This is a genomic window from Streptomyces sp. LBL, from assembly GCF_029893585.1.
In the GTDB taxonomy this organism is placed as follows: Bacteria; Actinomycetota; Actinomycetes; order Streptomycetales; family Streptomycetaceae; genus Streptomyces.
Genome location: NZ_JARXYX010000051.1, coordinates 29,379 through 54,807, shown reverse-complemented (window position 1 = coordinate 54,807; position 25,429 = coordinate 29,379). Strand labels below are relative to the sequence as shown.

Annotated in this window: 25 protein-coding genes and 2 tRNA genes; 12 read left to right on the top strand and 15 right to left on the bottom strand. The window is 70.8% G+C overall.

All coding sequences use genetic code 11. The features are described 5' to 3' along the window. Positions 1 to 90: 90 nt before the first annotated feature. From M2271_RS39745 to M2271_RS39735, 3 genes are all read right to left on the bottom strand, one after another. Entirely contained in the window at positions 91 to 489 is a 399-nt protein-coding gene (locus M2271_RS39745) for a GNAT family N-acetyltransferase (RefSeq protein ID WP_280892340.1), read from the bottom strand. Between the two features lie 316 nt (positions 490 to 805). Then, positions 806 to 879, bottom strand: a tRNA-Pro gene (locus M2271_RS39740). 59 nt (positions 880 to 938) lie between these two features. Further along, the gene (locus M2271_RS39735; protein ID WP_280892339.1) at positions 939 to 2,444 is read right to left on the bottom strand and encodes an MFS transporter; all 1,506 of its coding nucleotides are present in this window, start codon (positions 2,442 to 2,444) and stop codon (positions 939 to 941) included. A 307-nt stretch (positions 2,445 to 2,751) separates the two neighbouring features. Between M2271_RS39735 and M2271_RS39730 the strand changes: the two genes are divergently transcribed. Continuing rightward, positions 2,752 to 3,330 carry a helix-turn-helix domain-containing protein gene (locus M2271_RS39730; protein WP_280892338.1) on the top strand — a complete coding sequence of 193 codons (579 nt, stop codon included), beginning with the start codon at positions 2,752 to 2,754 and terminating at the stop codon, positions 3,328 to 3,330. Positions 3,331 to 3,378: 48 nt separating this feature from the next. Further along, on the top strand, positions 3,379 to 4,320 hold the full coding sequence (locus tag M2271_RS39725) for an alpha/beta hydrolase fold domain-containing protein (RefSeq protein WP_280892337.1): 942 nt from the start codon (positions 3,379 to 3,381) through the stop codon (positions 4,318 to 4,320). 154 nt (positions 4,321 to 4,474) lie between these two features. Here the strand turns inward: M2271_RS39725 and M2271_RS39720 are convergent, their stop codons facing one another. Both M2271_RS39720 and M2271_RS39715 read right to left on the bottom strand, forming a co-directional pair. Next, entirely contained in the window at positions 4,475 to 5,269 is a 795-nt protein-coding gene (locus M2271_RS39720; RefSeq protein ID WP_280892336.1) for an alpha/beta hydrolase, read from the bottom strand. Between the two features lie 162 nt (positions 5,270 to 5,431). Further along, positions 5,432 to 6,439 (bottom strand): LacI family DNA-binding transcriptional regulator, encoded by a 1,008-nt coding sequence (locus M2271_RS39715; protein WP_280892335.1) that lies wholly within the window; start codon positions 6,437 to 6,439, stop codon positions 5,432 to 5,434. 108 nt (positions 6,440 to 6,547) lie between these two features. Between M2271_RS39715 and M2271_RS39710 the strand changes: the two genes are divergently transcribed. Then, positions 6,548 to 7,717 (top strand): Gfo/Idh/MocA family oxidoreductase, encoded by a 1,170-nt coding sequence (locus tag M2271_RS39710; RefSeq protein WP_280892334.1) that lies wholly within the window; start codon positions 6,548 to 6,550, stop codon positions 7,715 to 7,717. A 199-nt stretch (positions 7,718 to 7,916) separates the two neighbouring features. Here the strand turns inward: M2271_RS39710 and M2271_RS39705 are convergent, their stop codons facing one another. Then, on the bottom strand, positions 7,917 to 8,951 hold the full coding sequence (locus M2271_RS39705; RefSeq protein WP_280892333.1) for a LacI family DNA-binding transcriptional regulator: 1,035 nt from the start codon (positions 8,949 to 8,951) through the stop codon (positions 7,917 to 7,919). 135 nt (positions 8,952 to 9,086) lie between these two features. Between M2271_RS39705 and M2271_RS39700 the strand changes: the two genes are divergently transcribed. From M2271_RS39700 to M2271_RS39690, 3 genes are all read left to right on the top strand, one after another. Next, positions 9,087 to 10,253: a phytanoyl-CoA dioxygenase family protein gene (locus M2271_RS39700; protein ID WP_280892332.1), complete on the top strand. Its 1,167-nt coding sequence runs from the start codon at positions 9,087 to 9,089 to the stop codon at positions 10,251 to 10,253. Between the two features lie 15 nt (positions 10,254 to 10,268). After that, the gene (locus M2271_RS39695) at positions 10,269 to 11,045 is read left to right on the top strand and encodes an SDR family oxidoreductase (RefSeq protein WP_280892331.1); all 777 of its coding nucleotides are present in this window, start codon (positions 10,269 to 10,271) and stop codon (positions 11,043 to 11,045) included. A gap of 69 nt (positions 11,046 to 11,114) precedes the next feature. Next, positions 11,115 to 12,119, top strand: a complete 1,005-nt coding sequence (locus tag M2271_RS39690; RefSeq protein ID WP_280892330.1) for a Gfo/Idh/MocA family oxidoreductase — start codon at positions 11,115 to 11,117, stop codon at positions 12,117 to 12,119. A 160-nt stretch (positions 12,120 to 12,279) separates the two neighbouring features. Here the strand turns inward: M2271_RS39690 and M2271_RS39685 are convergent, their stop codons facing one another. The 4 genes from M2271_RS39685 to M2271_RS39670 all read right to left on the bottom strand — a co-directional run bounded on the left by M2271_RS39685 (position 12,280) and on the right by M2271_RS39670 (position 16,447). After that, positions 12,280 to 13,308, bottom strand: coding sequence for a Gfo/Idh/MocA family oxidoreductase (locus M2271_RS39685; protein WP_280892329.1), 1,029 nt, complete (start codon positions 13,306 to 13,308; stop codon positions 12,280 to 12,282). 114 nt (positions 13,309 to 13,422) lie between these two features. Then, positions 13,423 to 14,346 carry an ATP-binding cassette domain-containing protein gene (locus tag M2271_RS39680; protein WP_280892328.1) on the bottom strand — a complete coding sequence of 308 codons (924 nt, stop codon included), beginning with the start codon at positions 14,344 to 14,346 and terminating at the stop codon, positions 13,423 to 13,425. Between the two features lie 5 nt (positions 14,347 to 14,351). Next, complete coding sequence (locus M2271_RS39675; RefSeq protein ID WP_280892327.1) at positions 14,352 to 15,428, bottom strand: ABC transporter permease; 1,077 nt, start codon at positions 15,426 to 15,428, stop codon at positions 14,352 to 14,354. Beyond that, positions 15,428 to 16,447, bottom strand: coding sequence for a sugar ABC transporter substrate-binding protein (locus tag M2271_RS39670; RefSeq protein ID WP_280892326.1), 1,020 nt, complete (start codon positions 16,445 to 16,447; stop codon positions 15,428 to 15,430). Before M2271_RS39670 ends, M2271_RS39675 begins: the two co-directional genes overlap by 1 nt. Positions 16,448 to 16,743: 296 nt before the next feature. Between M2271_RS39670 and iolC the strand changes: the two genes are divergently transcribed. Genes iolC through M2271_RS39655 form a run of 3 tightly spaced genes read left to right on the top strand, consistent with a single transcriptional unit; the run spans position 16,744 to position 18,844 of the window. After that, complete coding sequence (iolC, locus tag M2271_RS39665; RefSeq protein WP_280892325.1) at positions 16,744 to 17,751, top strand: 5-dehydro-2-deoxygluconokinase; 1,008 nt, start codon at positions 16,744 to 16,746, stop codon at positions 17,749 to 17,751. 12 nt (positions 17,752 to 17,763) lie between these two features. Next, positions 17,764 to 18,045, top strand: coding sequence for a hypothetical protein (locus M2271_RS39660; RefSeq protein WP_280892324.1), 282 nt, complete (start codon positions 17,764 to 17,766; stop codon positions 18,043 to 18,045). A 13-nt stretch (positions 18,046 to 18,058) separates the two neighbouring features. Then, a complete protein-coding gene (locus M2271_RS39655; protein WP_280892323.1) occupies positions 18,059 to 18,844 on the top strand; it encodes a GntR family transcriptional regulator in 786 nt (261 codons plus the stop codon). 94 nt (positions 18,845 to 18,938) lie between these two features. Here M2271_RS39655 and M2271_RS39650 read toward each other — a convergent pair whose 3' ends face one another. The 4 genes from M2271_RS39650 to M2271_RS39635 form a co-directional block, all read right to left on the bottom strand. Beyond that, positions 18,939 to 19,931, bottom strand: coding sequence for an aldo/keto reductase (locus M2271_RS39650; RefSeq protein ID WP_280892322.1), 993 nt, complete (start codon positions 19,929 to 19,931; stop codon positions 18,939 to 18,941). Positions 19,932 to 20,035: 104 nt separating this feature from the next. After that, complete coding sequence (locus M2271_RS39645; RefSeq protein WP_280892321.1) at positions 20,036 to 20,965, bottom strand: carbohydrate kinase family protein; 930 nt, start codon at positions 20,963 to 20,965, stop codon at positions 20,036 to 20,038. Beyond that, complete coding sequence (locus M2271_RS39640; protein ID WP_280892320.1) at positions 20,962 to 21,657, bottom strand: class II aldolase/adducin family protein; 696 nt, start codon at positions 21,655 to 21,657, stop codon at positions 20,962 to 20,964. The genes M2271_RS39645 and M2271_RS39640 overlap by 4 nt, the downstream gene beginning before the upstream one ends. A 313-nt stretch (positions 21,658 to 21,970) precedes the next feature. After that, complete coding sequence (locus tag M2271_RS39635) at positions 21,971 to 22,783, bottom strand: hypothetical protein (RefSeq protein WP_280892319.1); 813 nt, start codon at positions 22,781 to 22,783, stop codon at positions 21,971 to 21,973. Positions 22,784 to 23,235: 452 nt separating this feature from the next. On the opposite strand from M2271_RS39635, the gene M2271_RS39630 reads away from it, so the two are divergent. Then, positions 23,236 to 23,613 carry a hypothetical protein gene (locus tag M2271_RS39630; protein ID WP_280892318.1) on the top strand — a complete coding sequence of 126 codons (378 nt, stop codon included), beginning with the start codon at positions 23,236 to 23,238 and terminating at the stop codon, positions 23,611 to 23,613. Between the two features lie 164 nt (positions 23,614 to 23,777). Here M2271_RS39630 and M2271_RS39625 read toward each other — a convergent pair. Beyond that, positions 23,778 to 23,851 (bottom strand) — tRNA-Pro (locus tag M2271_RS39625). A 128-nt stretch (positions 23,852 to 23,979) separates the two neighbouring features. Between M2271_RS39625 and M2271_RS39620 the strand changes: the two genes are divergently transcribed. Together M2271_RS39620 and cobF are read left to right on the top strand one after the other, a co-directional pair. After that, positions 23,980 to 24,507 carry a DUF309 domain-containing protein gene (locus M2271_RS39620; protein ID WP_280892317.1) on the top strand — a complete coding sequence of 176 codons (528 nt, stop codon included), beginning with the start codon at positions 23,980 to 23,982 and terminating at the stop codon, positions 24,505 to 24,507. 89 nt (positions 24,508 to 24,596) lie between these two features. Beyond that, positions 24,597 to 25,367, top strand: a complete 771-nt coding sequence (gene cobF, locus M2271_RS39615; RefSeq protein ID WP_280892316.1) for a precorrin-6A synthase (deacetylating) — start codon at positions 24,597 to 24,599, stop codon at positions 25,365 to 25,367. Positions 25,368 to 25,429: the final 62 nt, after the last annotated feature.

The window sequence follows — 25,429 nt, the reverse complement described above, 5'->3', positions numbered from 1 at the left end:
CTGCCACCGACACACCCTGACAGCCACACGCTGCCCGGTACAGCACCCGGACGGCGCGTCACGACAGGGCGAACGTTGCCTGATGCGGCACTAGCGCAGGGCGAGGAGCCCTGCGTCCGTCGGTCTGAAGCCGCACGCGTCGAAGTAGAAAGGGCGCAGATGCTCTTCGAAGTCAACGTGGAGCCATTCACAGTCCGCTGCACGGGCGCCTTGGGCCGCGGCCGTCACGAGTTCGGTCCCGACACCGGTCTTGCGCATGTCCTGGGCGACCATCGTGTCGAGAACGAAGGCATGGACGCCACCGTCCCAGGCGACGTTGACAAACCCTACGAGCTTGTCGTCATTTCGGGCACAGACCCAGCCCAGGCTGTGACGCTGCACTCGTGTCTGCCAATCGATGTGCCCCTCGACGTGACCGAACGCCTCCGCGTGGAGCGCGTTGACGGCGGCATTGTCGAAATCACCGCGCCACTCATATGCGATCGTCATGGACCGCATCGTAGGCCGTGAGGCCCCCAATCCAACCCGACTCTTTCGAGGGCTATGCCCCCATCAGGCAGAGATATTCCAGGAGTTCCAATACCCGACTCCACCAATACACCCGGACGTACACAAGATCACGGCAGCCGGGACGGCGCTCTCCGCACACTTCAGCGTGCTGCGCGCACGGCGCTCGCTACCGAGCCCGATCGTCTGACCCGCTGACCTTCGGTCAAGGACGCCGGTCCCCAACTGGTCCCCAAGAATGATCAAGGGCCGGTTTCGGATACCTCCGAAACCGGCCCTGACCTGCGACTTCGTAAAGTCGGGACGACAGGATTTGAACCTGCGACCCCTTGACCCCCAGTCAAGTGCGCTACCAAGCTGCGCCACGTCCCGGTGCGCTCGCACGGTCACCCGTGTGAGCGCGTGGATCAACCCTACCGCATGCGTGGAGGTCAGCCGCGCGCTCCGGGAGCCACGGGCAACTGCTCCCCCCCGGGAGCCACGGGCTGCTGCTCCACCCCGGGAGCCACGGGCTGCTGCTCCACCCGGGGCGTCCCGGACGTAGCGAGCGCCGAGCCGGTGGTACGTCCCCCGCGCCGCGACGGGACCAGCAGTGCCGCCAGGGCAGCGGCCAGACAGAGCACGGCGATCAGGGTGAAGCCGTGGGTGTAGCCGGAGTCGTACGGCAGGCCAGAGGGCTGGAGGCGGCCGGTGACCAGGACGCCGGTGACCGCGGCGCCGATGGATCCGCCGATGGTGCGGATGTTGGCGTTCATGCCGGTGGCGGCGCCGGTCTGGTCGGCGGGGACACTCCCCACGATCAGGTTGGCCATGGAGGCGAAGGCGAGCCCGACGCCGAGGCCGAACACACCGGCGACCAGGGCGATCTGCCACCGCTCGTCATGCCAGAGGGCGAGGAAGCCGCAGGCCACCGCGCCGAACGCCCCGCCGGTCGTCAGCAGCGTCTTGGCGCCGAGCACCGACTCCAGCCGGCCGCTGAGCACACCGGAGAGGAACATCGCGACCAGCATCGGCACCATCAGCAGTCCGGCGTCCGTGACGCTCGCACCGAAGCCGTATCCGGCCGACGAGGGGGTCTGCACGAAGCCCGGCAGGAAGGTCCAGATCGCGTACATGCCCGCACCGAAGAGGAGCGCGGCGGTATTGGTGGTCCACACGGCCGGCAGACGCATGACCTTCAGGTCGATCAGTGGACTACGGGAGCGGGCCTCGGCGGCGAGCCACAGCGCGAACAGTACGACCGCGGCGGCGAACAGGCCCAGCACCCGGGCCGATCCCCAACCCCACACGGTCGCCTGGCTGAGCGGCATCAGCAGGGCGACGAGCCAACCGGACAGCAGCACGGCGCCGAGCCAATTGACCTGTCCCTGCGCCCGGTTGGGCGATTCGGGCACGTACCGTACGGCGATCAGTGTGGCCAGGGCGACGATGGCGACCGGGATCCAGAACAGCCACCGGTAGTCGAGCGCGGTGACGATGGGCCCGGCGGCCACCATGCCGACGCCGCCACCGGCCGCGATCACGGCGGACAGGTTGCTGATGCTGCCGCTCACCTCGGACGGGGCGAACTCGTCACGGATGATGCCGAAGGAGAGCGGGAACAGGGCGCCGCCGACGCCCTGCACGACCCGGGCGAGGATCAGGACGCCGATGCTCGGTGCGAGCGCGGCCAGCAGACAGCCCGCCGCCACCGTGACCAGGACGGCGACCAGGGTGCGCTTCTTGCCGATCAGGTCGCCGACGCGGCCGAGGATCGGGGTGAAGATCGAGGCGGACAGCAGATAGGCGGTCATCACCCAGGTCACGGTGGACTGCGAGGTGTGCAGTGCGTGCTGGACGGTCGGCAGGGCCGGCGCGATCAGCGACTGCAGCATGGAGAACACGCCGGCACCGGCGGCGAGGACCGCGAAGGTGAGACGGCTGGACTTGCGGGGCATGAAAAGCCTCTCCGAACACAGGATGCGGCCGAGGACTCGGAGCGCGGTCGTACGGAGGCCCGGTGCGCACTGCGGGCAGCGCGGGGCACGCCGACGGCCGCGGTGAGCGGTCGCGGAAAGGTGGTGGACGGGGACGGGCGGTGCGCGCTGCGCACCGCCCGTGGGGTACGGGGACGGCGTTCCGTCGACGATGCGCGCGGCCGCACGCATCCACGGAGAACACACCTCGACTGCTAAAGTGGAGGTATTCCTCCACTCTAGCGGAGGCATACCTCCGCTTCAACTCGCGTCGCCCCCAGGAGGCACCGTGACCATCCCGCCGTATCCCGTCAGCGAGATCGTCGCGTCCCGGCGGCCCCACCGGAAGGACGCGGCCCGCAACTACGACGCGCTGCTCACGGCCGCCCGGGAGGCATTCGCGGAGCACGGCTCGGAGGCCTCGCTGGAGGACATCGCCCGCCGCGCGGGGGTCGGCATCGGCACGCTGTACCGGAACTTCCCCACCCGCCGCCACCTCTTCGAGAGCCTTTACGCGGAGGAGGTGAACATCCTGTGCCAGGTCGCCGATGAGGTCGCCGAGCGGGAACCCTGGGAGGCCCTGACCGCCTGGCTGGACCGGTTCGCGGAGTACATGGTGACCAAGCGAGCCGTCCGCGAGGCGCTCAACGACGGGTCGGAGATCTTCATCGCGTGCCGCGTGTCGATGTACGCGTCCGGCGGCCCGCTCTTCGAACGCGCCCAGCGAGCGGGCGAGGCCCGTACAGACATGGAATTCACCGACCTGCTGCGCATGGTCGCCGGCATCACCGCGATCACCTTCGACGACGACACCCAGCGCGACCGGGTGCTGTCCGTCGCGCTGGACGGGGTGCGCGCCGTTCGCTGACCACCAGGGGCTGGCTTTCTATTGTCACATTCAAGTAAGTTCGGCCATATGTCCCTCCTGGCCAGGCCCGCGGTGGCCGCCCTCACCGCCAAGACGATGCAACGGGTGACGGAACTCGCCGACCGGCGCTCCGGCGGGCGCGGCTCCGCGGCCGCCTCGCATGCCCGTTTCCCCGAATTCCCTCGCAATGTACGGGAGTTGACCATTCCCACCTCGGTCGCGCCGGCCCGGGCGACGGTATATCTGCCCCCGGCCGGCACGAGCGAGGGAACCGCCCCGCCGGTGCACGTCAACTTCCACGGCGGCGGATACGTCATGACGCTCACGGAGACGGACGATCCACTGTGCCGCTTCCTCGCCGCCGAGGCGAAGGTCGTGGTGGTCAACGTCGACTACGTGGTCGCCCCGCAGCACCCGTTCCCGGCCCCGCCCCGGCAGGCGTTCGAGGTCGTCCGCTGGGTGGCCGAACACGGCGAGGAGCAGGGCTGGGACGGCGGCCGGCTCACCGTGGGCGGACAGAGCGCCGGCGGCGGACTCGCGGCGGCCGTGGCACGGCAGGCGCTGGAGGAGGGCGGCCCCTCGATCGCCCTCCAGGTGCTGCACTATCCCCCGCTGGATCTGGTGACCCCTGCCAAGGACAAGCGGGCCGCCATCGACAAGCCGATGCTGCGGCCCTGGATGGCCGACGTCTTCGACACGTCGTACGTCCCCGACGAGCGGGGGCGGACGGACCGGCTGGTGTCGCCCGCCCATGCCTCGGACACCGCGGACCTGACCGGCATCGCCCCGGCTCTCGTCGTCACGGCCGAGTACGACCTGCTGCGGTCGGAGGGCGAGAGCTACGCCGACCGGCTTCGGAAGGCCGGCTCCCTGGTCGGGCACCATGACGTGGCCGGGGCCGACCACGGGTACGACGGCGCGGACGACGTGAAGGCGCGCAAGACGTACGCGCTGATCGCCGGCCATGTCCGGGAGGCGGGCCGGGGCTGAGAGAGGGGCTCCTCGATCCCGTGTTCAGCCCGATCCCCTGGTTCGGTCAGGGCCCGTGGTTCAGCCCGATCCCGTGGTTCAGTCAGGGCCCGTGGTTCAGCCCGATCCCGTGGTTCAGCCCGATCCCGTGGTTCAGCCCGATCCCGTGGTTCAGTCAGGGCCCCGGCGTCGCGGCGGCCGCCTCCAGGACGACGTCGGCGACCCGTGCGGGCTGCTCGACGAGGACCGCGTGGCCGGCGTCGGGCACCGTGACCAGGTGGATGCGGGGGCAGGCCTCCAGCGTCTGCCGCTCGCCGTCCGTCAGGCCGATCTCGTCGTGGTCCCCGCGGACCACCCAGGCCGTGGCGCCGGAGTCGCAGAGGCGCGCGACCAGCGACGGATGGCGGTCGAGGTACTCGTAGTAGCGCCGGACGATCCGTCGGCACGTGTCCGGATCGTTGTGGCCCATGTCCGCCGAGAGCGCCTCCGCGCGCCGTGGCGGCAGCTCGCGTTTCATCGCCCTGGGCAGCAGCCTGAGCATCCCGGCCCAGGCGGCGGTGGAGAGCCCCGGCACCCGCCCGACGGAGTTCATCACGCCCAGGAACCTCGCCTCGTCCCCCCGTGAGAACGTCGGCGACAACAGGACCAGCGGCCCCGGGACCAGTCCCTCCGCCGCCATCTCGATCGCCACGTTCGCCCCGAGGCTGTGGCCCACCACCACATCGCAGGCCGCTTCGGCCGCGAGCCCCGCCATCAGACGGGCATAGCTCTCCATGGTGACGTCATCGGGTGCCGAGGTCCCTCCGAACCCCGGCATCGTCGCCGCCACCAGCCCCAGCCCCGCCACCGCCGGCTCGGCCATCACGTCCGCGTAGAACTCGGTCGTGCACAGGCCGCCCGGAATCATCAGTACTCGGTGCGGGGCGGTCTCGACCGGCCCCGCACGGCGGACATCCCAGCTCTCACTCATCCTCCGAGCGTGCCGCCGTACGCCGGCTCCCGCATCCGCAGCGGGGCCGCCGACCTCTCGGACGCACAGCCTTCCGGTGGTCGGCGGTGTGCCGTGCGCGTCATCAGTGCCTCGGCCCTGGCGGGGCCGGCATCAGGGCCTGGGACCCGGGTGGGCTCCGCATCAGGGCCGGGACCTGGGTGGGGCCGTCGTACCGCGGATCTCCAGTGTGGGGGCGGCCAGGTGGACCCGACCCGTTCCACCGGCTCCCTCGAAACGGTCGAGGAGGCAGCGGGCCGCGCGGCGGCCGACCTCGTGGCCGGCGTTGTCCACAGTGGTGAGCCACAGGTGACGCAGCCGGGAGATGCTCGTGTTGTCGTAGCCGGTGACGGAGAGGTCCTCGGGGACGCGCAGGCCCAGTTCCTCCGCCGCCGAGAGGACGCCGACGGCGGTGATGTCGTTGACGGCGACGACGGCGGTGGGCCGCTCGGGCCGGCTCAGCAGCCGGACGGCCGTGCGGAAGCCGCCCTCCTCCGTCATGTCGCTGAGCTCGACGGGCGCCCGGTCCGCGAGGCCGTGGGCGCGCATCACCGCCTCGAAGCTGCGCCGGCGCAGTTCGCCGACGGCGCCGTAGCCCGCGAGGTGCGCGACGCGACGGTGACCGAGGCCGATGAGATGTTCGGTGACCAGCCCGGCCCCCCGCTCGTCGTCGCCCGCGACCACGTCCACCCCGGCCGGGACCGGCTCGCGCGCTCCGGCGACCACTACCGGGATGCGCTCGGCGACCGTGCCGAGCGCGGCCGGGTCCGGCAGGGTGCCGACCACGACCAGGCCGTCGGCCTGGAGGTCCAGGAAGGGGCGGGCGAGATCCTGGCCGGTGCGGCGGTTGAGGCGGGCGTCGCCCAGCATCATGTGCAGGCCGTGGTCGTGCAGCAGTGGGTTGAGGCCGTCTAGGAGGTCGACGAACCAGGGGTTTCGCAGGTCGTTGAGGAGCACTCCGACCGTGCGGGTGCGCTGCTCGCTGAGGCTGCGGGCGGCGGCGTTCGGCCGGTAGCCGAGCTCCCGTACGGCCCGTAGCACGGCCTCCCGCTTCTCGGACCGCACCTGTTCGGAGCCGCGCAGCACCAGTGAGACCAGCGACTTGGAGACGCCGGCTCGCTCGGCCACGTCCCTGATCGTCGGCTGTCCCATGGGATGGACCGTTCCATGAGCTGCTCCGCCTTGTCAAAGGGTTGACACCAGGAAGAACCACGCCCAGGGTGGCCTGGACAGGGAATGGACCGGTCCAAAGAGGAGGTCATGGTGGATACGCTCGGTGTCGCCGTCGTCGGGTTCGGCTGGATGGGCCGGGTGCACACCCAGGCGTACGCCCGCGTCCTGCACCACTACCCACAGCTCGGTCTGCGCCCGGAGCTCATGGTCGTCGCCGAGGAGGTGCCCGGCCGGGCCGAGGAGGCAGCGGCGCAGTTCGGCTTCACCGCCACGGCCCGCGACTGGCGGGAGGTGGCCGCCGATCCGCGCGTCCAGGCCGTCAGCATCACCGCTCCGAACTTCCTGCACCGCGAGATCGGTGTGGCGATGGCCGAGGCCGGCAAGCACATCTGGATCGAGAAGCCGGTCGGCCTGTCCGAGGCGGACGCGCGGGCGGTGGCCGACGCGGTCGCCGAGGCGGGCGTCCAGGGCGCGGTCGGCTTCAACTACCGCAACGCGCCCGCCGTCGAGACCGCCCGCTCGCTGATCGCCTCCGGTGAGATCGGCACGGTCACCCATGTCCGGGTGCGTCTGTTCAGCGACTACGCGGCGCACCCCGAGGGGGCGCTGACCTGGCGGTACGAGCGGGAGCGCGGCGGCAGCGGCGTGCTGGGCGACCTGGCCTCGCACGGCGCGGACCTGGCCCGGTACCTTCTCGGCGACATCACGTCCCTGACGGCCGACACGGCGGTTTTTGTCCCCGAGCGGGCCCGCCCCACCGGCGCCACCGCCGGTCACAGCCGCGCGTCGGGCGGCGAACTCGGCGCGGTCGAGAACGAGGACTACGTCAACTGCCTGCTGCGCTTCGCCTCCGGCGCGCGCGGTGTCCTGGAGGCCTGCCGGGTCTCGGTGGGCGAGCAGAACAACTACGGCTTCGAGGTGCACGGCACCAAGGGCGCGGTGTTCTGGGACTTCCGCCGGATGAACGAGCTGGGCGTCAGCCGCGGTACGACGTACCAGGACCAGCCGGTCAGCACGGTGTACGTCGGCCCGGGCGACGGCGAGTTCGGCGCCTTCCAGCCGGGCGCGGCCAACGCGATGGGTTACGACGACCTGAAGGTCGTGGAGGCCTACCGCTTCCTCCGCTCGGTCGCCGAGGGCACCCCGCACGGGGCCACGCTCGCGGACGCCGTGCACAGTGCCGCCGTACTGGAGGCGATGGCGCGGTCCGCCGAGAGCGGGGCATGGGCGCAGGTACGCCCGGGAGAGCGTCCGTAGGACCACCCCGGATCCGGTTCCGGGGCCGGCGACGGCGGGCCTGGGAACCCGGGGCCGACGACGGCGGGCCCCGGGAACGGCAGGCCCGCGGACGGCAGGCTTCCCGCGAAGGGCGTCGACAGTGCGCCCCGTGCCGCGGAACCGAGGGGGAGAACCGAGGGGGAGAACCGAGGGGGCGGTCCTGATGCGGCGGGGCGGCCTACCCGGCGGTCACCGGGGGCGGCATGTTGTACGGCGTGACCACCTGGATCGCCGACGGCAGGCTCGGTCCGGCCGGTGGCAGGGCGCCGTGGGCGCGCATCACGAGGTGGCAGGCCTCGCGCATGTCCTGGCGCAGGTCGTGGTGGAGCACGGCGGACAGGCGGTGCTCGCGCAGCAGGCGGGTGTTGTCGTGGTCGAGGTCGTGCGCGACGAACACCGCGCACTCGCGGCCCAGGTCCTCGAAGGCCCGCAGGGTGGCGATGTTGCCCCCGCCGATCGAGTAGACGGCACGGATGTCCGGGTCCCGCCGCAGCGCGGCCCGGACGAGGTCGTACTGGGTGACGTCCAGGCCCTGGCCTTCGGCGATCTCGACCACCGTGCGCTCGGGGTGGCGGGCGCGCATGGCGCTGCGGAAGCCCATCTCGCGCTCCTCCTCGTTGCGGAAGAAGCCACTGCTGAGGCTGGTGAGCACATTGCCGGGCCGGTCGCCGAGCCACTGGCCCATCAGATAGGCGGCGGTCGCGCCGGCGGCCCGGTTGTCGCTGCCGACGTAGGCCAGGCGTGCCGTGGCGGGCAGGTCGGTGACGAGGGTGACCACGGGGATGCCGGCCTCCGCGAGCCGGCCGACGGCGGCGGCGACCTCGGGGACGTCCGGCGCCTTGAGGACCACACCCTGCGAACCGCGCCGGGCGATCCGGTCCAGGGTTCCGGTCAGTTCCCGTACCGGGCCGGTCTCCCGGAAGTGGAAGCGCGAGCGCACGACGGCCGGGTGCAGGGACGGCAGCTCGGCCTCCAGTGCGGCCCGGACGGCGGTGGAGAACCGTTCCGGCGCCTGCATCACGATGTCGATCATGAAGGTACGGCCGACCAGCCGGACCTGGGTGCGCTGCCGGTCCAGGTCGGCGATGGCCTGCCGGACCTCCCGGGCGGTGCTCTCGCGGACCCCTCCCCGCCTGTTGAGGACCCGGTCGACGGTGGCCTCGCTCAGGCCCGCCTGACGTGCGATCTCCCGGATCGGGAAGGGATGGCCCACCGTCGACTCCTTGAGGGGTTTTTGATGGCTTGCTGCTGGTTGTTCGAGGGGTTTGTACTGACAAGAATGGCAGAGCCGTGTCGCTCCCCCGCGACCGGATCCGCGTCGCACTCCGTGACCGAAAGAAGGACGACGATGTCCCTCATCGCCGCTCAGCAGCGGGCCTGGCTGACCGAGCAGGACTGTGATCTCGACGTCTTCCGCTCGCTGGTCGACCGCACGACGGACCTCGCCGACTACCCGCATGCCTCGGCCGTCGAGGGCAACGTGCTCGTCTATGACAGTGAGCGTCTGCGTACCGCCGAAGCGCCCCGTGAGGTGCGGGCCGAGCTGGTCCGCGCCTTCGCCGACGGCCCCGGCGTCGTCGTCTTCCGGGGCGCCTTCCCGAACCCGGCGGTCGTCGACCGGCTCACCGGTGTCTTCGACGCCCTGATCGCCGAGCAGCGCGCCTCGGGCGCGGAGGCGGGCGACCACTTCGCCGGGCCGGGTGCCAACGACCGGGTGTGGAACGCGCTGGAGAAGGCAGCGCTCTACGACCCCGAGGCGTTCGCCGACTACTACGCCAACGACATCCTGGCGCTGGCCTCGACGGCCTGGCTGGGCCCCGGCTACCAGGTGACCTCGCAGGTCAACGTGGTCAACCCGGGCGGTGCCGCGCAGACCGCGCACCGCGACTACCACCTGGGGTTCCTCTCGAACGAGGTCGCCGCGGCCTACCCCGCGCACGTGCACCGCCTCTCCCCCGTCCTCACCCTCCAGGGCGCTGTCGCGCACTGCGACATGCCCGCCGAGTCCGGTCCGACGCTGTACCTGCCGTACTCCCAGACCTTCGAACCGGGCTACCTGGCCTGGCGACTGCCCGAGTTCCAGGCGTACTTCAAGGCGCACCACGTCCAGCTTCCGCTGGCCAAGGGCGACGCCGCCTTCTTCAACCCGGCGCTGTTCCACGCGGCCGGCACCAACCGCACGCTGGACGTGCGACGCGTGGCCAATCTGCTGCAGGTATCCTCCGCCTTCGGGCGGGCCATGGAGACGGTGGACCGGGAGGCGGTCGCGCACGCGGTCTACCCGGTGCTGCGCAGGCGGCTGGCCGACGGCGTCGGCGAGGAGTGGCTGGACAAGGTGATCGCCGCGAGCGCCGAGGGCTATCCGTTCCCCACCAACCTCGACAGCGACCCGCCCCTCGACGGTCTGGCCCCGCCCTCGCAGGCGGACGTCGTACGGAGGGCGCTGCGCGAGGGGTGGACCCCGCGGGCTCTACGGGACGAGCTGCGGGCCGGCGCCGTACGGCGCGAGAGCTGAAGGGACAAGGAAATCATGGGACTTCTCGACGCCAAGGTCGTCCTCGTCAACGGCGGCAGCCAGGGCGTGGGCGCCGCCATCGCCCGGGCCGCGGTCCGGGAAGGCGCGCAGGTCGCCGTCACCGGGCGGCGCCAGGAACCCGGCGAGGCCCTGGTGGCGGAGCTGGCCGCAGTCGGCGGCAAGGCGATGTTCGTCCGGGCCGACCTGGCGGACGCCGAGCAGGCGAAGGCCTCCGTGGCCGAGGTGATCGAGGCGTTCGGCCAGGTCGACTGCCTGGTGAACTCCGCGGGACTCACGTCCCGGGGCACGCTGCTGGACACCACGCCCGAGTTGTTCGACCAGCACATCGCGATCAACCTGAAGGCGCCGTTCTTCGCCATGCAGGCCGCCGTCGCGGACATGCTGGGCCGCCGGGCGCCGGGCACGGTCGTCAACATCATCACCTCCTCCGCGCACGGCGGACAGCCGTTCCTCGCGCCGTACGTCGCTGCGAAGGCCGGGCTGGTCGGGCTGACCCGCAACGCGGCGCACGCGCACCGCTTTGACCGCATCCGGATCAACGGGCTGAACATCGGCTGGACCGCGACCGAGGGTGAGGACGCGACACAGAAGGCCTTCCACGGCGCCGGGGACGACTGGCGCGAGGAGGCCGCCGCCCGCCTGCCGATGGGCAAGCTCGGCCAGCCGGACGAGATCGCCGACTTCGTGGTCTTCCTGCTGTCGGACCGGTCCGGGGTCGTCACCGGTTCGGTGATCGACTGGGACCAGAACGTCCTCGGCGGCCTCGACTAGCTGTCCCCCGGCTTTCCTCCCCGCTCTCTCCCCGCTCTCTCCCCGCACAAAAACTAGGAGCACCACCCCATGCGCATCGGAATCCTCGGCCTCGGCCGCATCGGCGCCTTCCACGCCGAGACCCTCTCCGGACTCGACGCGGTCGAGTCGCTCGTCCTGGCCGACCCGTTCACGGACGCCGCCAAGACCGCCGCCGAGCGGTTCGGCGGCGAGGTCGTGGACTCCCCCGAGGCCGTGCTGGCGGCCGGGGTGGACGGTGTGGTGGTCGCCGCGGCGACCGACGCCCACCCGGGGCTGATCCTCGCCGCCGTCGAGGCCGGCATCCCCGTCTTCTGCGAGAAGCCCGTCGCGAAGACCATGAGCGAAGGCGTCGAGGTGCTCAGGGCCGTCCAGGGCGGTGACGTGCCGATCCAGATCGGCTACAACCGGCGTTTCGATGCCGGGTTCGTCGCCGCGCGGGCCGCCGTGCAGGGCGGTGAGCTGGGCAAGCTGCACACCGTACGGTCGACCACGCTGGACCCGGCGCCGCCGCCGGCCGCGTACATCGCCGCCTCCGGGGGCATCTTCCGGGACTGCTCGGTGCACGACTTCGACATCATCCGCTGGGTGACCGGCCGCGAGGTGACCGAGGTGTACGCGGTCGGCGGCAACCGGGGCGCCGAGTACATCAAGGAGGCGGGCGACGCCGACACCACCGGCGCGATCCTCACCCTGGACGACGGCACCATCGCGGTGGTCTCCAACTCCCGCCACAACGCCCGGGGTTACGACGTCCGTATGGAGATCCACGGCTTCACGGACTCCATCGCCGTCGGCCTGGAGGACAAGCTGCCGCTGCGTTCGGTCGAGCCCGGCGTGACCTTCCCTGCGGGCACCCCGCACGACTTCTTCATGGACCGGTTCACCGCCGCCTACCGCGCCGAACTCACCGCGTTCACCGAGGTCGTGGCCGGCACCCGCCCCTCCCCCTGCACGATCGAGGACGCCCTGGAGGCCGGCTGGATCGCCGAGGCCTGCACCCTGTCGCTGCATGAGCACCGGCCGGTGACCATCGCCGAGGTCCGCACCGCCTGACAGCCGGGCTTCCCCTCGTGCCCCGGGCGCCGACCGGCTTGCGGCGCCCGGAAGGTGCCGCCGGTCAGGAAGGGCGGGAGGACGCGCTGCGCCGAAGGCGCCGTGCCGGGCGCCGTACTCCAGCAGGTCGCTCTCGTACGCCGGCACACGAATCCCGCGCTCACCGGTACAGCGCGGGCCGTTCCACCAGTTCCACCTCGACCCGGCCGCCCTCCTCCAGCGCCCGCACACCCGCCTCGCAGACCGCCGCCGCGGCGTAACCGTCCCACACGCTGGGACCGCTGACCCGGCCGCGGCGGGTGGCGTCGACCCAGGCCTGGAGCTCACGGTCGTAGGCGTCGGCGAAGCGCTCGGTGAAGTCCTGGGCGATGGTGCCGCTCCAGCGGCCGGCCATGTTGGTGACCATGGCGTGGCCGTCGCCGATGCGGGCGGTGCCGCGTTCGCAGACGATCTCGGCCTGGACCTGGTAGCCGAAACCGCAGTTGACGAACATCTCGACGTCGACGACCACGCCGCCGTCGGTCTCGAAGAGGACGAACTGGGGGTCCTGGAGGTCGTCGGGTGCGTTCGCCGACGGTCGTGGCCGCAGCACCGTGACGGCCGTGATCTCGTGCCCGAGCAGCCAGCGGGTCACATCCGTTTCGTGCGCGACGGAGTCGCTGATGAGCATGTCACTGGTGAACCCGGGCGGACTGGCCGCGTTGCGATGCCGGTTGTGCAACATCAGCGGGCGGCCCAACTGACCTGTCTCCAAAAGGGACTTGAGCTTCATGTACTCGGCGTCGTAGCGCCGCATGAAGCCGACCTGGACCCGGCGCCGGCCCAGGGCGAGCTCGGCCTCCAGGACACGCAGCGCGGAGGCGGCGTCCGGAGTGAGGGGTTTCTCGCACAGGACGGGCAAGTCGTGCTCGAAGGCGGTCAGCAGGGCCGCCTCGTGAGCGGGGCCCGGGGAGGCGACCAGGACGGCGTCGACGTCGGCCGCCGCCATCGCGGCGGCCGGGTCGGTGTAGGCGGTGCAGCCGCCGACGGGGGCCGCGACCGTCTCGGCGCGCCCCGCGTCGACGTCGACGACGGCGGCCACCCGCGCCCCGCTGATGACCTGCTGGATACGACGGACATGGTCGGCGCCCATCCGGCCGGTACCGATGACGGCGACCCCGAGTTCTTCGCTCGTGCCACGCTGGGTCATGGTCGTCCCCTTCAGGCGCCGCAGGACCTCAGGAATGTACGGGTGCGCATCGCGACGGGCGGGAGTCGGGCGGGCGCCGAACCGACCCGGACACCGTCGAGCGGGGAAGCCGTCTCAGGACTTTCCCTCGCCGGTGGCCGCGACGGGCGCGGTGAGGTCGCCCGCGTCCGGGAGCTTCTCGACGTCGACGCCACTGACCTGGGACAACTCGTGCTTGAGAGCGGCGAGTTCGGCACCACCGGCCATGTGGTTGGTGAGTTCTTCCAGACTGACCTGCTCGCGCGAGGCGGACAGTTCCATGGTGCCCAGGCGCAGCACGCTGAAGTGGTCGCCGACCATGTAGGCGTGGTGCGGGTTGTGGGTGATGAAGATGACGCCCAGGCCGCGGTCGCGGGCGGCGGCGATGTACTTGAGCACCACGCCGGACTGCTTGACGCCGAGAGCGGCGGTGGGCTCGTCGAGGATGAGGACGCGGGCGCCGAAGTAGACGGCGCGGGCGATCGCCACGCACTGGCGCTGGCCGCCGGAGAGGGTGCCGATGGGCTGTTCGAGGTCGTCGAGGACGATGCCCATGTTGCGCAGTTCCTCGTCCGCGGTCTTCTTCATCCGCTCGATGTCGAGGCGGCGCACGGGCCAGGGGCCCTTGGTCATCTCGGAGCCGAGGAAGAAGTTGCGCCACACCGGCATCAGCGGGACGACGGCCAGGTCCTGGTAGACGGTGGCGATGCCCTTGTCGAGGGCCTCCCGGGGCGTGGAGAAACGGACGGGGGTGCCGTCGACGAGGAAGTCGCCCTCGGTGTGCTGGTGCAGCCCGGAGACGATCTTGATGAGGGTGGACTTGCCGGCCCCGTTGTCTCCCAGCACGCACGTGACCTTGCCGGGATGGACCCTCAGGTCGACCCCGTGCAGGGCACGGATGTTGCCGTACGCCTTACCCGCACCGCGCAGTTCGACGATCGCCGCGTCGGTCTCGGGGACCGTGTCCGCGATGACCGCTCCATGCGTACCGGATTGCTGGGACGTCTTGTCGGTCGTCATTCGGGTCACCTCCGGGTCGCCGTGCGCTGGACCCACAGATTGATGAGGACGGCGCCGAGGAGCATGACGCCGAGGAAGGCCTTGAACCAGTCCGGGTTCCAGCCGGCGTACACGATGCCCTGCTGCACCATGCCGAACATGAAGGCACCGAAGACCGGGCCGATCGCCGAGCCGTAGCCACCGGTCAGCAGACAACCGCCGATGACCGCCGCGGAGATGTAGATGAGTTCCTGTCCCACGCCTTCACCGGACTGCACGGTGTTGAACGAGAACAGCTGGTGCATCCCGATGAACCAGGCACCGACGCCGACCAGCATGAACAGGGAGATCTTGGTGAACGTCACCGGGACACCGACGGCCCGCGCGCTGTCCTTGTTGCCGCCGACCGCGAAGATCCAGTTGCCGTACTTGGTACGCAGCAGCACCCAGGTGGCCAGGGCCGCGAAGACCAGCCAGTAGACGATGGTGATCTTCACCGTGACGCCGCCGACCTCGAAGGAGGAGGCGAAGACCTTCTTCGCCTGGTCGAAGCCGTCCATGGAGCTGATGTCGTCGGTCGCCACGTTCTCGGTGACCAGCTTGGTGATGGCCAGGTTCGCGCCTTGCAGGATCAGGAAGGTGCCCAGGGTGACCAGGAAGCTCGGCAGGCCGGTCCGGACCACCATCCAGCCGTTGAAGAAGCCGATCGCCAGCGACACCAGCAGCGCCGCGATCACCCCCACCCACACGTTCATGCTGAGCTGGTAGGCGAGCATGCTCGCGGTGAGCGCCGAGGTGACCACCGCGACACCCGCCGAGAGGTCGAACTCCCCGCCGATCATCAACAGCGCGACGGGCAGGGCCATGATCCCGATCGTCGACGACTGGTACAGGATGTTCGCCATCGCGCTGCCCTCGCGCACCGGCGGGGCGGAGACCAGGAAGAACACGTACACCGCGACGGCACCGAGGAACACACCGACCTCGGGGCGGGCCAACAGCCGCAAGGGCAGGGACCGTTCCGCGGTCCGGCCGTCGGTGTCCTTCCGGCCGGGAGCCGACGGTGCGGGCACCGCCGGCTCAGCCTGCTGGGTCATACTCATCACCGAGTGCCCTTCGCGGCGAACTCGGCGACCTTGCCGACGTTGGCCTTGTCGACGAAGGCCGGACCGGTCAGCACCGGCTGCTCGCCGCCGCCGCTGTAGTTGCCGTTGTTCTTGTACAGCCACAGGGAGTCCACCGCGAGGTAGCCCTGGAGGTAGGGCTGCTGGTCGACCGCGAACTGGATCGTGCCCTTGCTGATCGCGGAGGTCAGGTCCTTGTTCAGGTCGAAGGTGGCGATCTTGGCCTTGCTGCCGGAGTCGGACGCCGCCTGCACCGCGGTCAGCGCGAAGGGGGCGCCGAGCGTGACGACGTAGTCGATGGACTTGTCCTGGCTGAGCTTGGCGGTGATCGTCGACTTCACGGACGGCATGTCGGTGCCGTTGACGTTCAGTGTCTGCAGCTTGCCGGTGAAGGTCTTGCCCACGCCGTCACAGCGCTGGGTCAGGCCGATGTTGCCCTGCTCCTGGATGACACAGACGGCGTTCTTGGCGCCGGCCTCGTTCAGCCGCTTGCCGAGCGCCTCGCCCGCCACCGTCTCGTCCTGGCCGAAGAACTCCATGAGGCCGAGCTTCTGCCAGTCGCTCACACCGGAGTTGAGGCCGACCACGGGGATGTTCGCGGCCTTCGCCTTGTTCACGACGTCCTTGAGGGCGTCCGGCTTGGCCAGCGTGATCGCGATGCCGTCGACCTTCTGGTCGATCGCGTTCTGCACCAGGTTGGCCTGGTTGCCCGCGTTCGGGTCGGCCGCGTAGATGAGCTTGATGTTGTCCTTGGCGGCGGCTGCCTGCGCACCCTTGCGGACGATGTCCCAGAAGGTGTCACCCGGCGACTGGTGGGTGACCAGCGCGACGGTCATCCGGGGAGTGCTGGCCTTGCCCGCGGAGGCCCCGGCATTGCTCTCCTCGGCCTTCTTGCCGCCGGAGCTGCTGGAGCAGCCTGCGAGGGTCAGGGCCGCCGCCGCGGCGACAGCCACGAAGGGGGCGACTCTGCGGGAACGGAAGCGAGAAGAGCGGTCCATCTTTTCTGCACCTCACTGTGCGACGGGAGTACGTCGGGAAAGCAAAACGGATCACGGGGATCCGAAGGGCCCGGGACCTGGAGGTTCCGGGTCGCAGGCCGCGAAATGCGGCTGTTGTACTGGGACCGGATCCAATCCCTTGCCGCGCCCACTGTCAATACTTTGTTATGACATCACTTCACAAGCTAGTCCGGATGTCAGTACAAACCATTGACAGTGCGCCCTTCGAGTCCTACACCTGGGAGGCGACGGGCCCTCTCGGACCCGCCCCCAGCCCGGACCGAGGAGCGTCGCGCATGGACGGATCAGCCCGGCACTACGACGTGATCAGTATGGGGCGTATCGGAGTTGATCTCTACCCGCAGCGACCGGGAGTGCCTCTGGCACGAGTCGAGACCTTCGAGAAGTTCCTCGGAGGTTCGGCCGCGAACGTGGCGGTTGCCGCCGCCCGGCTCGGCCACCACGCCGCCGTGATCACCCGCACCGGCGACGACCCCTTCGGCGCCTATCTCCACCACGCTCTCACCGCGTGCGGCGTCGACGACCGCTGGGTGACCCCGGTGGACGGGCTGCCGACCCCGGTGACCTTCTGCGAGATCCTCCCGCCGGGCGACTTCGCGCTCCACTTCTACCGCCGGCCGAGCGCCCCCGACCTGCAGATCCGCACCGATGACCTGGACTACTTCGCGATCCGGTCCGCTCGGATCTTCTGGATCACCGGCACCGGTCTGAGCGAGGAGCCGAGCCGGTCGGCCACGCTCGCCGCGCTCAAGGCTCGCGACAGGGCGGGCACCACCGTCTTCGACCTGGACTGGCGCGAGACGTTCTGGGCCGACCCCGACGAGGCCCGTCCGTACTACGCCGAGGCCCTGCGGCACGCCACCGTCGCCGTCGGCGACCTCGACGAGTGCGAGATCGCCACCGGGGTCCGCGAACCACGGGCGTGCGCCGAGGCGTTGCTCGCGGCGGGGGTCGAACTGGCCGTGGTGAAGCAGGGTTCGAAGGGTGTGCTGGCAGTGCACCGGGACGGTACCGTCGCCCAGGTCCCGCCGGTCCCGGTCGAGGTGGTCAACGGCCTCGGCGCGGGCGACGCGTTCGGCGGGGCGCTGTGCCACGGGCTGCTGGCGGGCTGGGAGTTGGCGAAGACCCTGCGGTACGCCAACGCGGCGGGCGCGCTGGCCGCCTCCCGCCTCGCCTGCTCCTCCGCGATGCCGACCGGCCCCGAGGTCGAGGCCCTGCTCGCGGGCCTGCCCGAGCCGCGCACCGCGCGGACGAGCATCCCGGCGCCACGCGCGACGGCCTGAACGGAGCGTGTCTTGATCATCAGCAGCTCCGATCGCACCGCGACCAGGGCCCGGCCTCAGAAGACCACCGGCGACCACGTGCGCCGCCTCGCCGACCGCGCTGCTCCGCCGCAACCCCTGTACGGGGTGTTCGGCGTGCCGGAGCAGACCACGCACGAGCGCCGGACCGCTGCACGGGCCCGCGAGGAGTGCGACCCCGAGATCGCCACCCGCCACCACCACCTGTATCGGCACCCGCCACCACCTGTGATGCCACCCACCACCACCCGTGATGCCCCGCCCCCGACCCCCTGAGGAAGGTACGTCCATGGCGCAGCCCGGCGACTCCCCACGTGCCGCGACCGCCCCCACGCTCAGCTCCCTGGACTTCGCCCTGGACCGCGGCAGTCCGGTACCGCTGTACTACCAACTCGCCCAGCAACTGGAGGCCGCGATCGAGCACGGCGTCCTCGCCCCCGGCAACCTCCTGGGAAACGAGATCGACCTGTCCGTACGCCTCGGCCTGTCCCGCCCGACGGTCCGCCAGGCCATCCAGTCCCTCGTCGACAAGGGCCTGCTGGTGCGCCGTCGCGGAGTCGGCACGCAGGTGGTGCACAGCCAGGTCAAGCGCCCGCTCGAACTGAGCAGCCTCTACGACGATCTGGAGGCGGCCGGCCAGGGGCCCTCGACCCGGGTGGTACGCAACGAGGCCGTCCCCGCGTCCGCCGACGCCGCGGCCGCCCTGCAAGTCACCGAGGGCAGCGAGGTCACGCTCCTGGAGCGGCTCCGCTCCACCCACGGCCAGCCCGTGGCCTTCCTCCGCAACCACCTCCCCGTGGGCCTGCTCGACCTCGACACCGCCCGCCTCGAGTCGACCGGCCTCTACCGCATGCTGCGCACCGCCGGCATCACCCTCCACAGCGCCCACCAGACCATCGGCGCGCGCAGCGCCGCCCCCGAGGAGGCGAAGCGTCTCGACGAACACGAGGGCAGCGCCCTGCTCACCATGCAGCGCACGACGTACGACGACACGGGGCGGCCGGTGGAGTACGGGACGCACATCTATCGGGCGTCGCGGTATGCCTTCGACTTCCAGTTGCTGGTCAGGGCCTGAGCCCGCGATCGGCACGGGGCGGCGACCGTTGCGCACAGGCACCGTCCCTCAGGTTCGGCGACGACTCGCTCCCGGGCGGGCCGCCGCAGGCGCTCTACCTGGAGTGCGCCCCGTCCAACCGCGTCCGCTGATCCGCCGTCAGCTCAAGTTCCACCGCCGCCAGGTTCTCCTCCAGTTGGGCCACCGACGACACTCCGACCAGCGGGATGACCGGCAGCGCGCCGTCGATCTGCCAGGCCAGGACGACCTGGTTCACGGTCGCGCCGGTCTCCCGGGCCACCTCGCGCAGGGCCGCGAGGCGGGCGGGGGTGCCGGGGTGGTCGTAGCCGGGCGGCAGGGGACGCTCGGGGTGGGCGTACGCGCCCTTCAGGAGGGGTGAGTAGGCGACCAGGGTCAGGCCGGGCTCGGCCCGCAGATAGCCGATCAGGTCCGGTCCCGCGGCAGCCAGCGTGCCGTCGGGGAAGAGGCCGCCGGGTACGTCGGTCCGGGGGCGGAGGTAGCTGTGCTCGTACTGGAGCACCTCGTAGCCGGGCCGGCCGGCGGCCGCCGCGAGGGCGCGGGCCCGCTCCACCCGCCAGACGGCGTGGTTGCTCACGCCGAGCAGCCCGACCGTGCCCTCGGCGACCAGTGAGGCGAAGCCTTCGACGGTCTCGGCGAGCGGGACGGCGTGGTCCTCGATGTGCGCGTACAGCAGATCCAGCTTGTCCACGCCGAGCCGTTCCCGGCTGCGTTCGGCCGCCTCCCGGATCACCTTCGCGGACAGGCCCTCCGCGTTGTCGACGTAGGTGGTGCCGGGGGCCAGGGGGCGGGCGCCCAGCTTGGTGGCGATGACGATCTCGTCGCCGATGCCGCGGCTGCGGCGCCAGCGGCCGAGGAGTTTCTCACTCTGGCCGCCCTGGCCGCCGTCGGCCCAGAAGGCGTAGTTGTCGGATGTGTCGATGAAGGTGCCGCCGGCCTCGACATAGCGGTCGAGTACGGCGAAGGAGGTCTTTTCGTCCGTCCGGGAGCCGAAGTGCATCGCTCCGAGGGCGAGCACGCTGACCTCGCGGCGGTGGTCCGGATCGGTGCCGATCGTGCGGTACTTCATGGTCGTCCCTCCCGTTCGTGCCCGCGGTCGGGGCACGAACGGGAGTCTTCTTGCTGGAGCGCGCTCCAAGTCAAGAGGGCAGGACACCTGTGGGTACGGAACGCTCAGCGGGCCGGCTTGCGGGTCATGGCGAACTCGTCGGCGGCGGCCAGGTCGAAGTCTCCGTGGTCGCTGCCGAGCCCCTGGGCCACCAGTCCCGCCGTCGCGCAGCCGAGGACGGCCGACTCGCGTGGGGTACGACCCAGGCTCACTCCGCGCAGGAAGCCGGCGGAGAACGCGTCCCCGCAGCCCGTGGTGTCGACGACGTCGATCGCGAACGCGGGGACCGCTTCGGTGCCCTCGGCGGTGACCAGCAGCGCTCCGTCGCCGCCCCGTGTCACCGCGACCACGCCGACTCCGGCGCCCAGGAGTTTCTCCGCGCCCGCCACCAGGTCGTCCTCGCCGGTGAAACCGAGGACCTGGTCGTCGTTGGGGAGCAGGTGGTCGACGTACGGCAGCGCCGCCTCGATCTGCTCGAAGCTGCCGAGCACACCGGGCGCGAGGAGGTCCACGGAGGTCACGACGCCGTGCTCCTTGGCGTACGACAGGATGCGCGCCGCGACGTCGACGCCGATCAGCTCCGGTCCGCCGAGGTGCAGATGCGTGGCCTCGGCGATCGCGTCCCACGGCACGTCGTCGAGGCCGTAGGTGATGTTGGCGCCGAGCAGGTGCAGGGAGGGCCGGTCTCCGTTGGGGCGGATGGGCAGGACGCTGGCGGAGGTGGCGGTGTCCGCACGGCGGACGAGGAACTCGGTGTCGATCCCTGCCCTGTTGAGCAGCTGTACCAGCATGTCGCCGGTGGGGTCGGTACCGATCGCGCCCGCGCTGCGGACGGACGCGCCCAGCTTGGCGAGGGTGAGCGCGGTGCCACCGGCGGTTCCGGCGGCGGTCATCCTGATGTCGTCCACCAGCGTCGCGCCCTGGCCCTCGGGGATGGCCTCCACCGGCCGCACCAGTACGTCCAGTACGTGCACGCCCATGGTGACGGCCTTCATCGGCTTCCCTCCTCAACGGGTGGTACGGGTGGTACGGGCTGGGTGGTGCCGTAGTTGCGGGCGACGGCGGCCTCGATCACCGCGAGCTGCTGCCGTTCGTCGAGGACGCGGGGCGGTCCGAGGGCGGCCGCGCGCTGGTAGACACCGCAGGCCCACTCCAGCAGCAGCGCGTGCTCGACCGCCGTGGCGAGCGTCGGCGCGTGGGTGAGCGCGCCATGGTTGGCCATGAGTGCGGCGCTGCGGCCGTCGAGCGCGGTGAGCACCGACTCGGCGAGTTCCGGGGTGCCGAAGGTGGCGTACGGCGCCACCCGTACGGTGCCGCCGAGCGTGAGCAACTGGTAGTGGACGCAGGGGAGTTCGTCGAGCACACATGACAGGGCGGTGGCCATGGGGGCGTGGGTGTGTACGACGGCGCCGGTGCCGTAGCGGTGGTAGACCCCGAGGTGCAGATCCAGCTCCGAGGTCGGCCGCAGCACACCGGCCACGATCGTTCCGTCGAGGTCGACGACGGTCACCTGGTCCGGGGTCAGGGTGGCGAGCACCGCGCCGGTGGCGGTGATCGCGACCTGCTCCCCCACCCGCACACTGACGTTTCCCGCCGTACCGATGAGCAGGCCCTCGGCTCCCAGCCGGCGGCACGCGTCCGCCACGGCGGCCCGCTCCTCGCTCAGCCCCGCGCGTGAGTCGGTCATGCGCGGGACCGTAACGTAAACGTGAAACAATGTCATCTTCACTGTGGCGTTGGCGTCAGCCTGGCCGCGCGCCCACGATCCGCAGGGCGATGTCTCCGTACTGATAGGCGAGTTGGTCGACGGAGAACTCGCCGCCCTCGCCGCCCTAGCGGAACCAGCGGGCCACACCGATCCCCGTGTCCGGGTTTCGCGTCCTGGTTATTTTATTTCAGAAGTAACTACTGTTTCGTGGATGCGCTCCTCGCCTCCTCGCCTTCTCATATCGAGGAGGGGAGGAGTGCATTCCTTCTTTCTCCAGGCGTCACCTGCCGCTCTACCGACCGTCGCGACGGACCGAGCGGGCGGTGTCGGCGTTCTCCCTCGGCAGGAACCTCTGGCGAGCCCAGAGGCTCAGCAGTGCCGTTCCGCCGACCAACAGCGGCACCGGGTCTCGGGCAGTCGGAGCCAGCACATATCCCAGCGCCGTGGCCGTGCAGACCGTCAGGGGAATGAACGCCGCCGCACCCTCTATCCCCCATCGCAGCGTGGGCTGAGCGGTGCCCAGGGCGCTCGCCCCGCCGGGCGCCCAAGGGCCGACAGCGGCCACCAGCAGTCCCGCGGTGGCGCAGACGTCGACCAGCTGACAGGACATCGCCTCGGGGCTGTGCGGGCCGACCGTCCACAGTCGCAGGGTGTCGCTGATCAGCATGAGGGACAGCCCGACGATCCCGACCCACAAGGTGGCTCTCTGGTCGCTCTGCACAAGACGGCGCAGGGAGAACAGAAAACTGAGGAACACGACTTCCGCGACCCACAGGAGACCGACCATCCCTGTCCCCAGCCGCCAGCCGTCACCGGCGCCCCGCAGCAGTACCCATCCCGTCGTGAACACGGCCCCGGCTGTGACGACCCCGTCGAGCACGCGCCGCAGCAACACGTGCCGACCTGTACCGGCATCGGCCGCGACCACCAGACCGGCCATCCCCAGGCCGACCGTCAGCGTCACTCCGGTCACCACCACCGAACCCAGCAACGATCGTGCGTCCCGTCCCGAAGCCGGAGGCTGAGCCGACAGCACGGTGGCCGCTGCCCGGTACACGCCTCCGGCTACCGCGGAACCCCCCAACAGCAGCAGCCGCGTCCGCACCCGTCCGCTCGTTCCCCTCGCGCGGAGCATCAGGGAGGCCGCCAATCCCCAGCAACCGGTGGACGGCCCAAAAGCCACCATCCGCGCCGCCCCGCTCCCGGCGGCCCACGACCCGCCGAACGTCAGCACTGTTCCCACGAGACATGCCACGCCGACCACGCCCCAGGTACGTGCCCAGGTCCGATGGCCGGAGCCCGCCCGGAGCCTGAGCACACCCGGCGACTTCCTCAACCCCGACATCAGGTGCGCCTCTCCACCGGTCCCCCGCCCGCAGGGCCTCCCCCCGCAGTCCCCGGATCCATTCAGAAACCGTAGAGACCTGGCGCCGGCCCCGAAGGGAACCATCCGGTCATTCACTCGTACTGCGTAAGGGAGGAGAGACGACCGGCCCTCCGCTTCGCACAGCCGACGTCTCGGCAGAGAATCCGGGACGCGTTCCCGTCAGGCCTGCGGTGTACTCCGCTGCGAGCACCGACCGCAAGGACTTCCTGCTGGTCGCGGACTCCAAACTCGTCTCCCACCCGGACATCACCGCACTGCTGGACGCGAAGGTCGACTGCGTGGCACCGCTTCCGGCCGCCCAGGTCAAGCCCGAGGTCTACGCCGACCTGGACGTGGAATCCACCCGGTCGACTACGTCAACGACCGCAACCGCGAGCGGAACACCCCCGCCGACCAGCGGGAGCCCTACCGGGTCCTGGAGGACGTCCACGTCATGGCCGGGCCGTGCAAACGCGACCCCGTCCACCGGCTGCGCAGGATTCTGGTCCACTCCACCGGCAACACCAGGGGCCAGCACACCGCCCGCGCATAAAGGGAACGACCTCTGAATGGTGCACTGCGGGCATGGCAACGGGCCACATGGCGCACCTTGACCGGGTCAAGGTGCGCCACGGGCCTCTTCAGCAGGCTTTGTCCCCAGATGGTTCCCCAAAATGATCAAAAGGCCATTTCAGATTCTCTGAAATGGCCTCTGACCTGCGACTCTCTCCAGTCGGGACGACAGGATTTGAACCTGCGACCCCTTGACCCCCAGTCAAGTGCGCTACCAAGCTGCGCCACGTCCCGATGCGCTTCCCGCGGTGAGCCGCGGCAACCTGCGAACAGCACTTTACCGCACGTCGGAGGCCTTCTCGAAGGGCGGGGCGTCGGGGTGGCCGAGGCCGCCGTGGTGCCGGGCGCGGCACAATCGGCGTATGGGCAGTGCATCCGCAGGACGGCAGACCGGCGCACGGGACCGGGACCACGAGGGGCGGGCCCGCAACGCCCGGCCCCGGGACGGACTGGGGCGGCCGCTGCCGTACGGCACGGACGGCGTGGAGCGACAGCCCGAAGGGGTCGTCCGCACCCCGGAGCAGAGCGTCGCCGAGGCGCAGGCGCTGTTGGACGCGGGCAAGCCGTTCCACGCCCACGAGGTGTTCGAGGACGCGTGGAAGGCGGGCCCCGAGGCAGAACGCGAGCTGTGGCGCGGCCTCGCCCAGCTCGCCGTGGGCCTCACCCACGCCGCCCGGGGCAATGTGCCGGGCGGCGCGCGACTGCTGCGACGCGGTGCGGGTGCCGTGACGGAGTGGGCGTCCGAGTACGGGCGCCGGCGGCCGTACGACATGGACCTGGCGGGCTTGGCGACCTGGGCGCGGGGGTTGGCGGAGGACGTGGAGGGAGACGGTGGAAGCGTGGACGCGGGGGCTCGGGCGCCGCTGCTTCGGGGGCGGGAGGCGTCGTAGGGGCGGACCGGCATCCACCGAGACGGACCGAAATCCATCGAGACGGACTCGCTGATCGCGTTGTCAGTGCCGTGGGGCAGACTCAAGGTGTGCGAAAGATTCATGTCATCGGTATCGGCGCGGGCGACCCCGACCAACTGACCCTGCAGGCGGTCAAGGCCCTGAGGAGCACGGACGTGTTCTTCGTCCTGGACAAGGGCGAGGTGAAGGCGGACCTCGTGCGGCTGCGCCGGGACATGCTCGACACGCATGTGCCGGAGGGGGCGTATCGCGTGGTCGAGGCGCGTGACCCGGAGCGCGACCGGGCGGCAGGCGGCGCCGCGTATTCCCCTGCCGTCGGGGACTGGCGCAGCGCCCGTGCGGAGATCTACGCGCGGCTGATAGCCGACGAGCTGGGCGCGGACGAGAGCGGCGCGTTCCTGGTCTGGGGGGATCCCGCGCTGTACGACAGCACGATCGGCATCCTGGAGGAGATCCTCGACCGGGGCGAGGTGGACTTCACGTACGACGTCGTGCCCGGGATCAGCAGTGTCTCGGCGCTGGTCGCCCGGCACCGCACCGGACTGAACCGCGTCGCCCGGCCCGTGCAGATCACCACCGGCCGGCGACTCGCCGAGGGCTTCCCCGAGGGGGTGGACGACGTGGTCGTGATGCTCGACGCCCACCAGACCTTCCGGCAGTACGCCGACCAGGACATGGACATCTACTGGGGTGCCTACATAGGGACGCCGGACGAGATCCTCGCCGCCGGTCCGATCGCCGAGGCCGCGCCCCGTATCGAGCGGCTGCGCGCCGAGGCGCGGGAGCGCAAGGGCTGGATCATGGACACGTATCTGCTGCGTCGGCGTTCCCAGGGCTGAGGCACACGGGTAGGGCGCTCCTGCAGCCGTCGCCCGTTCGCCCGTTGATCCGTTCACCCGTC

Excerpts from the sequence above, each read along its gene's own strand:
- M2271_RS39745 (WP_280892340.1), bottom strand. The coding sequence starts at position 489 with ATGACGATCGCATATGAGTGGCGCGGTGATTTCGACAATGCCGCCGTC.
- M2271_RS39735 (WP_280892339.1), bottom strand. The coding sequence starts at position 2,444 with ATGCCCCGCAAGTCCAGCCGTCTCACCTTCGCGGTCCTCGCCGCCGGT.
- M2271_RS39725 (WP_280892337.1), top strand. The coding sequence starts at position 3,379 with ATGTCCCTCCTGGCCAGGCCCGCGGTGGCCGCCCTCACCGCCAAGACG.
- M2271_RS39720 (WP_280892336.1), bottom strand. The coding sequence starts at position 5,269 with ATGAGTGAGAGCTGGGATGTCCGCCGTGCGGGGCCGGTCGAGACCGCC.
- M2271_RS39715 (WP_280892335.1), bottom strand. The coding sequence starts at position 6,439 with ATGGGACAGCCGACGATCAGGGACGTGGCCGAGCGAGCCGGCGTCTCC.
- M2271_RS39710 (WP_280892334.1), top strand. The coding sequence starts at position 6,548 with ATGGTGGATACGCTCGGTGTCGCCGTCGTCGGGTTCGGCTGGATGGGC.
- M2271_RS39700 (WP_280892332.1), top strand. The coding sequence starts at position 9,087 with ATGTCCCTCATCGCCGCTCAGCAGCGGGCCTGGCTGACCGAGCAGGAC.
- M2271_RS39695 (WP_280892331.1), top strand. The coding sequence starts at position 10,269 with ATGGGACTTCTCGACGCCAAGGTCGTCCTCGTCAACGGCGGCAGCCAG.
- M2271_RS39690 (WP_280892330.1), top strand. The coding sequence starts at position 11,115 with ATGCGCATCGGAATCCTCGGCCTCGGCCGCATCGGCGCCTTCCACGCC.
- M2271_RS39685 (WP_280892329.1), bottom strand. The coding sequence starts at position 13,308 with ATGACCCAGCGTGGCACGAGCGAAGAACTCGGGGTCGCCGTCATCGGT.
- M2271_RS39680 (WP_280892328.1), bottom strand. The coding sequence starts at position 14,346 with ATGACGACCGACAAGACGTCCCAGCAATCCGGTACGCATGGAGCGGTC.
- M2271_RS39675 (WP_280892327.1), bottom strand. The coding sequence starts at position 15,428 with ATGAGTATGACCCAGCAGGCTGAGCCGGCGGTGCCCGCACCGTCGGCT.
- M2271_RS39670 (WP_280892326.1), bottom strand. The coding sequence starts at position 16,447 with ATGGACCGCTCTTCTCGCTTCCGTTCCCGCAGAGTCGCCCCCTTCGTG.
- iolC (WP_280892325.1), top strand. The coding sequence starts at position 16,744 with ATGGACGGATCAGCCCGGCACTACGACGTGATCAGTATGGGGCGTATC.
- M2271_RS39655 (WP_280892323.1), top strand. The coding sequence starts at position 18,059 with ATGGCGCAGCCCGGCGACTCCCCACGTGCCGCGACCGCCCCCACGCTC.
- M2271_RS39650 (WP_280892322.1), bottom strand. The coding sequence starts at position 19,931 with ATGAAGTACCGCACGATCGGCACCGATCCGGACCACCGCCGCGAGGTC.
- M2271_RS39645 (WP_280892321.1), bottom strand. The coding sequence starts at position 20,965 with ATGAAGGCCGTCACCATGGGCGTGCACGTACTGGACGTACTGGTGCGG.
- M2271_RS39640 (WP_280892320.1), bottom strand. The coding sequence starts at position 21,657 with ATGACCGACTCACGCGCGGGGCTGAGCGAGGAGCGGGCCGCCGTGGCG.
- M2271_RS39620 (WP_280892317.1), top strand. The coding sequence starts at position 23,980 with ATGGGCAGTGCATCCGCAGGACGGCAGACCGGCGCACGGGACCGGGAC.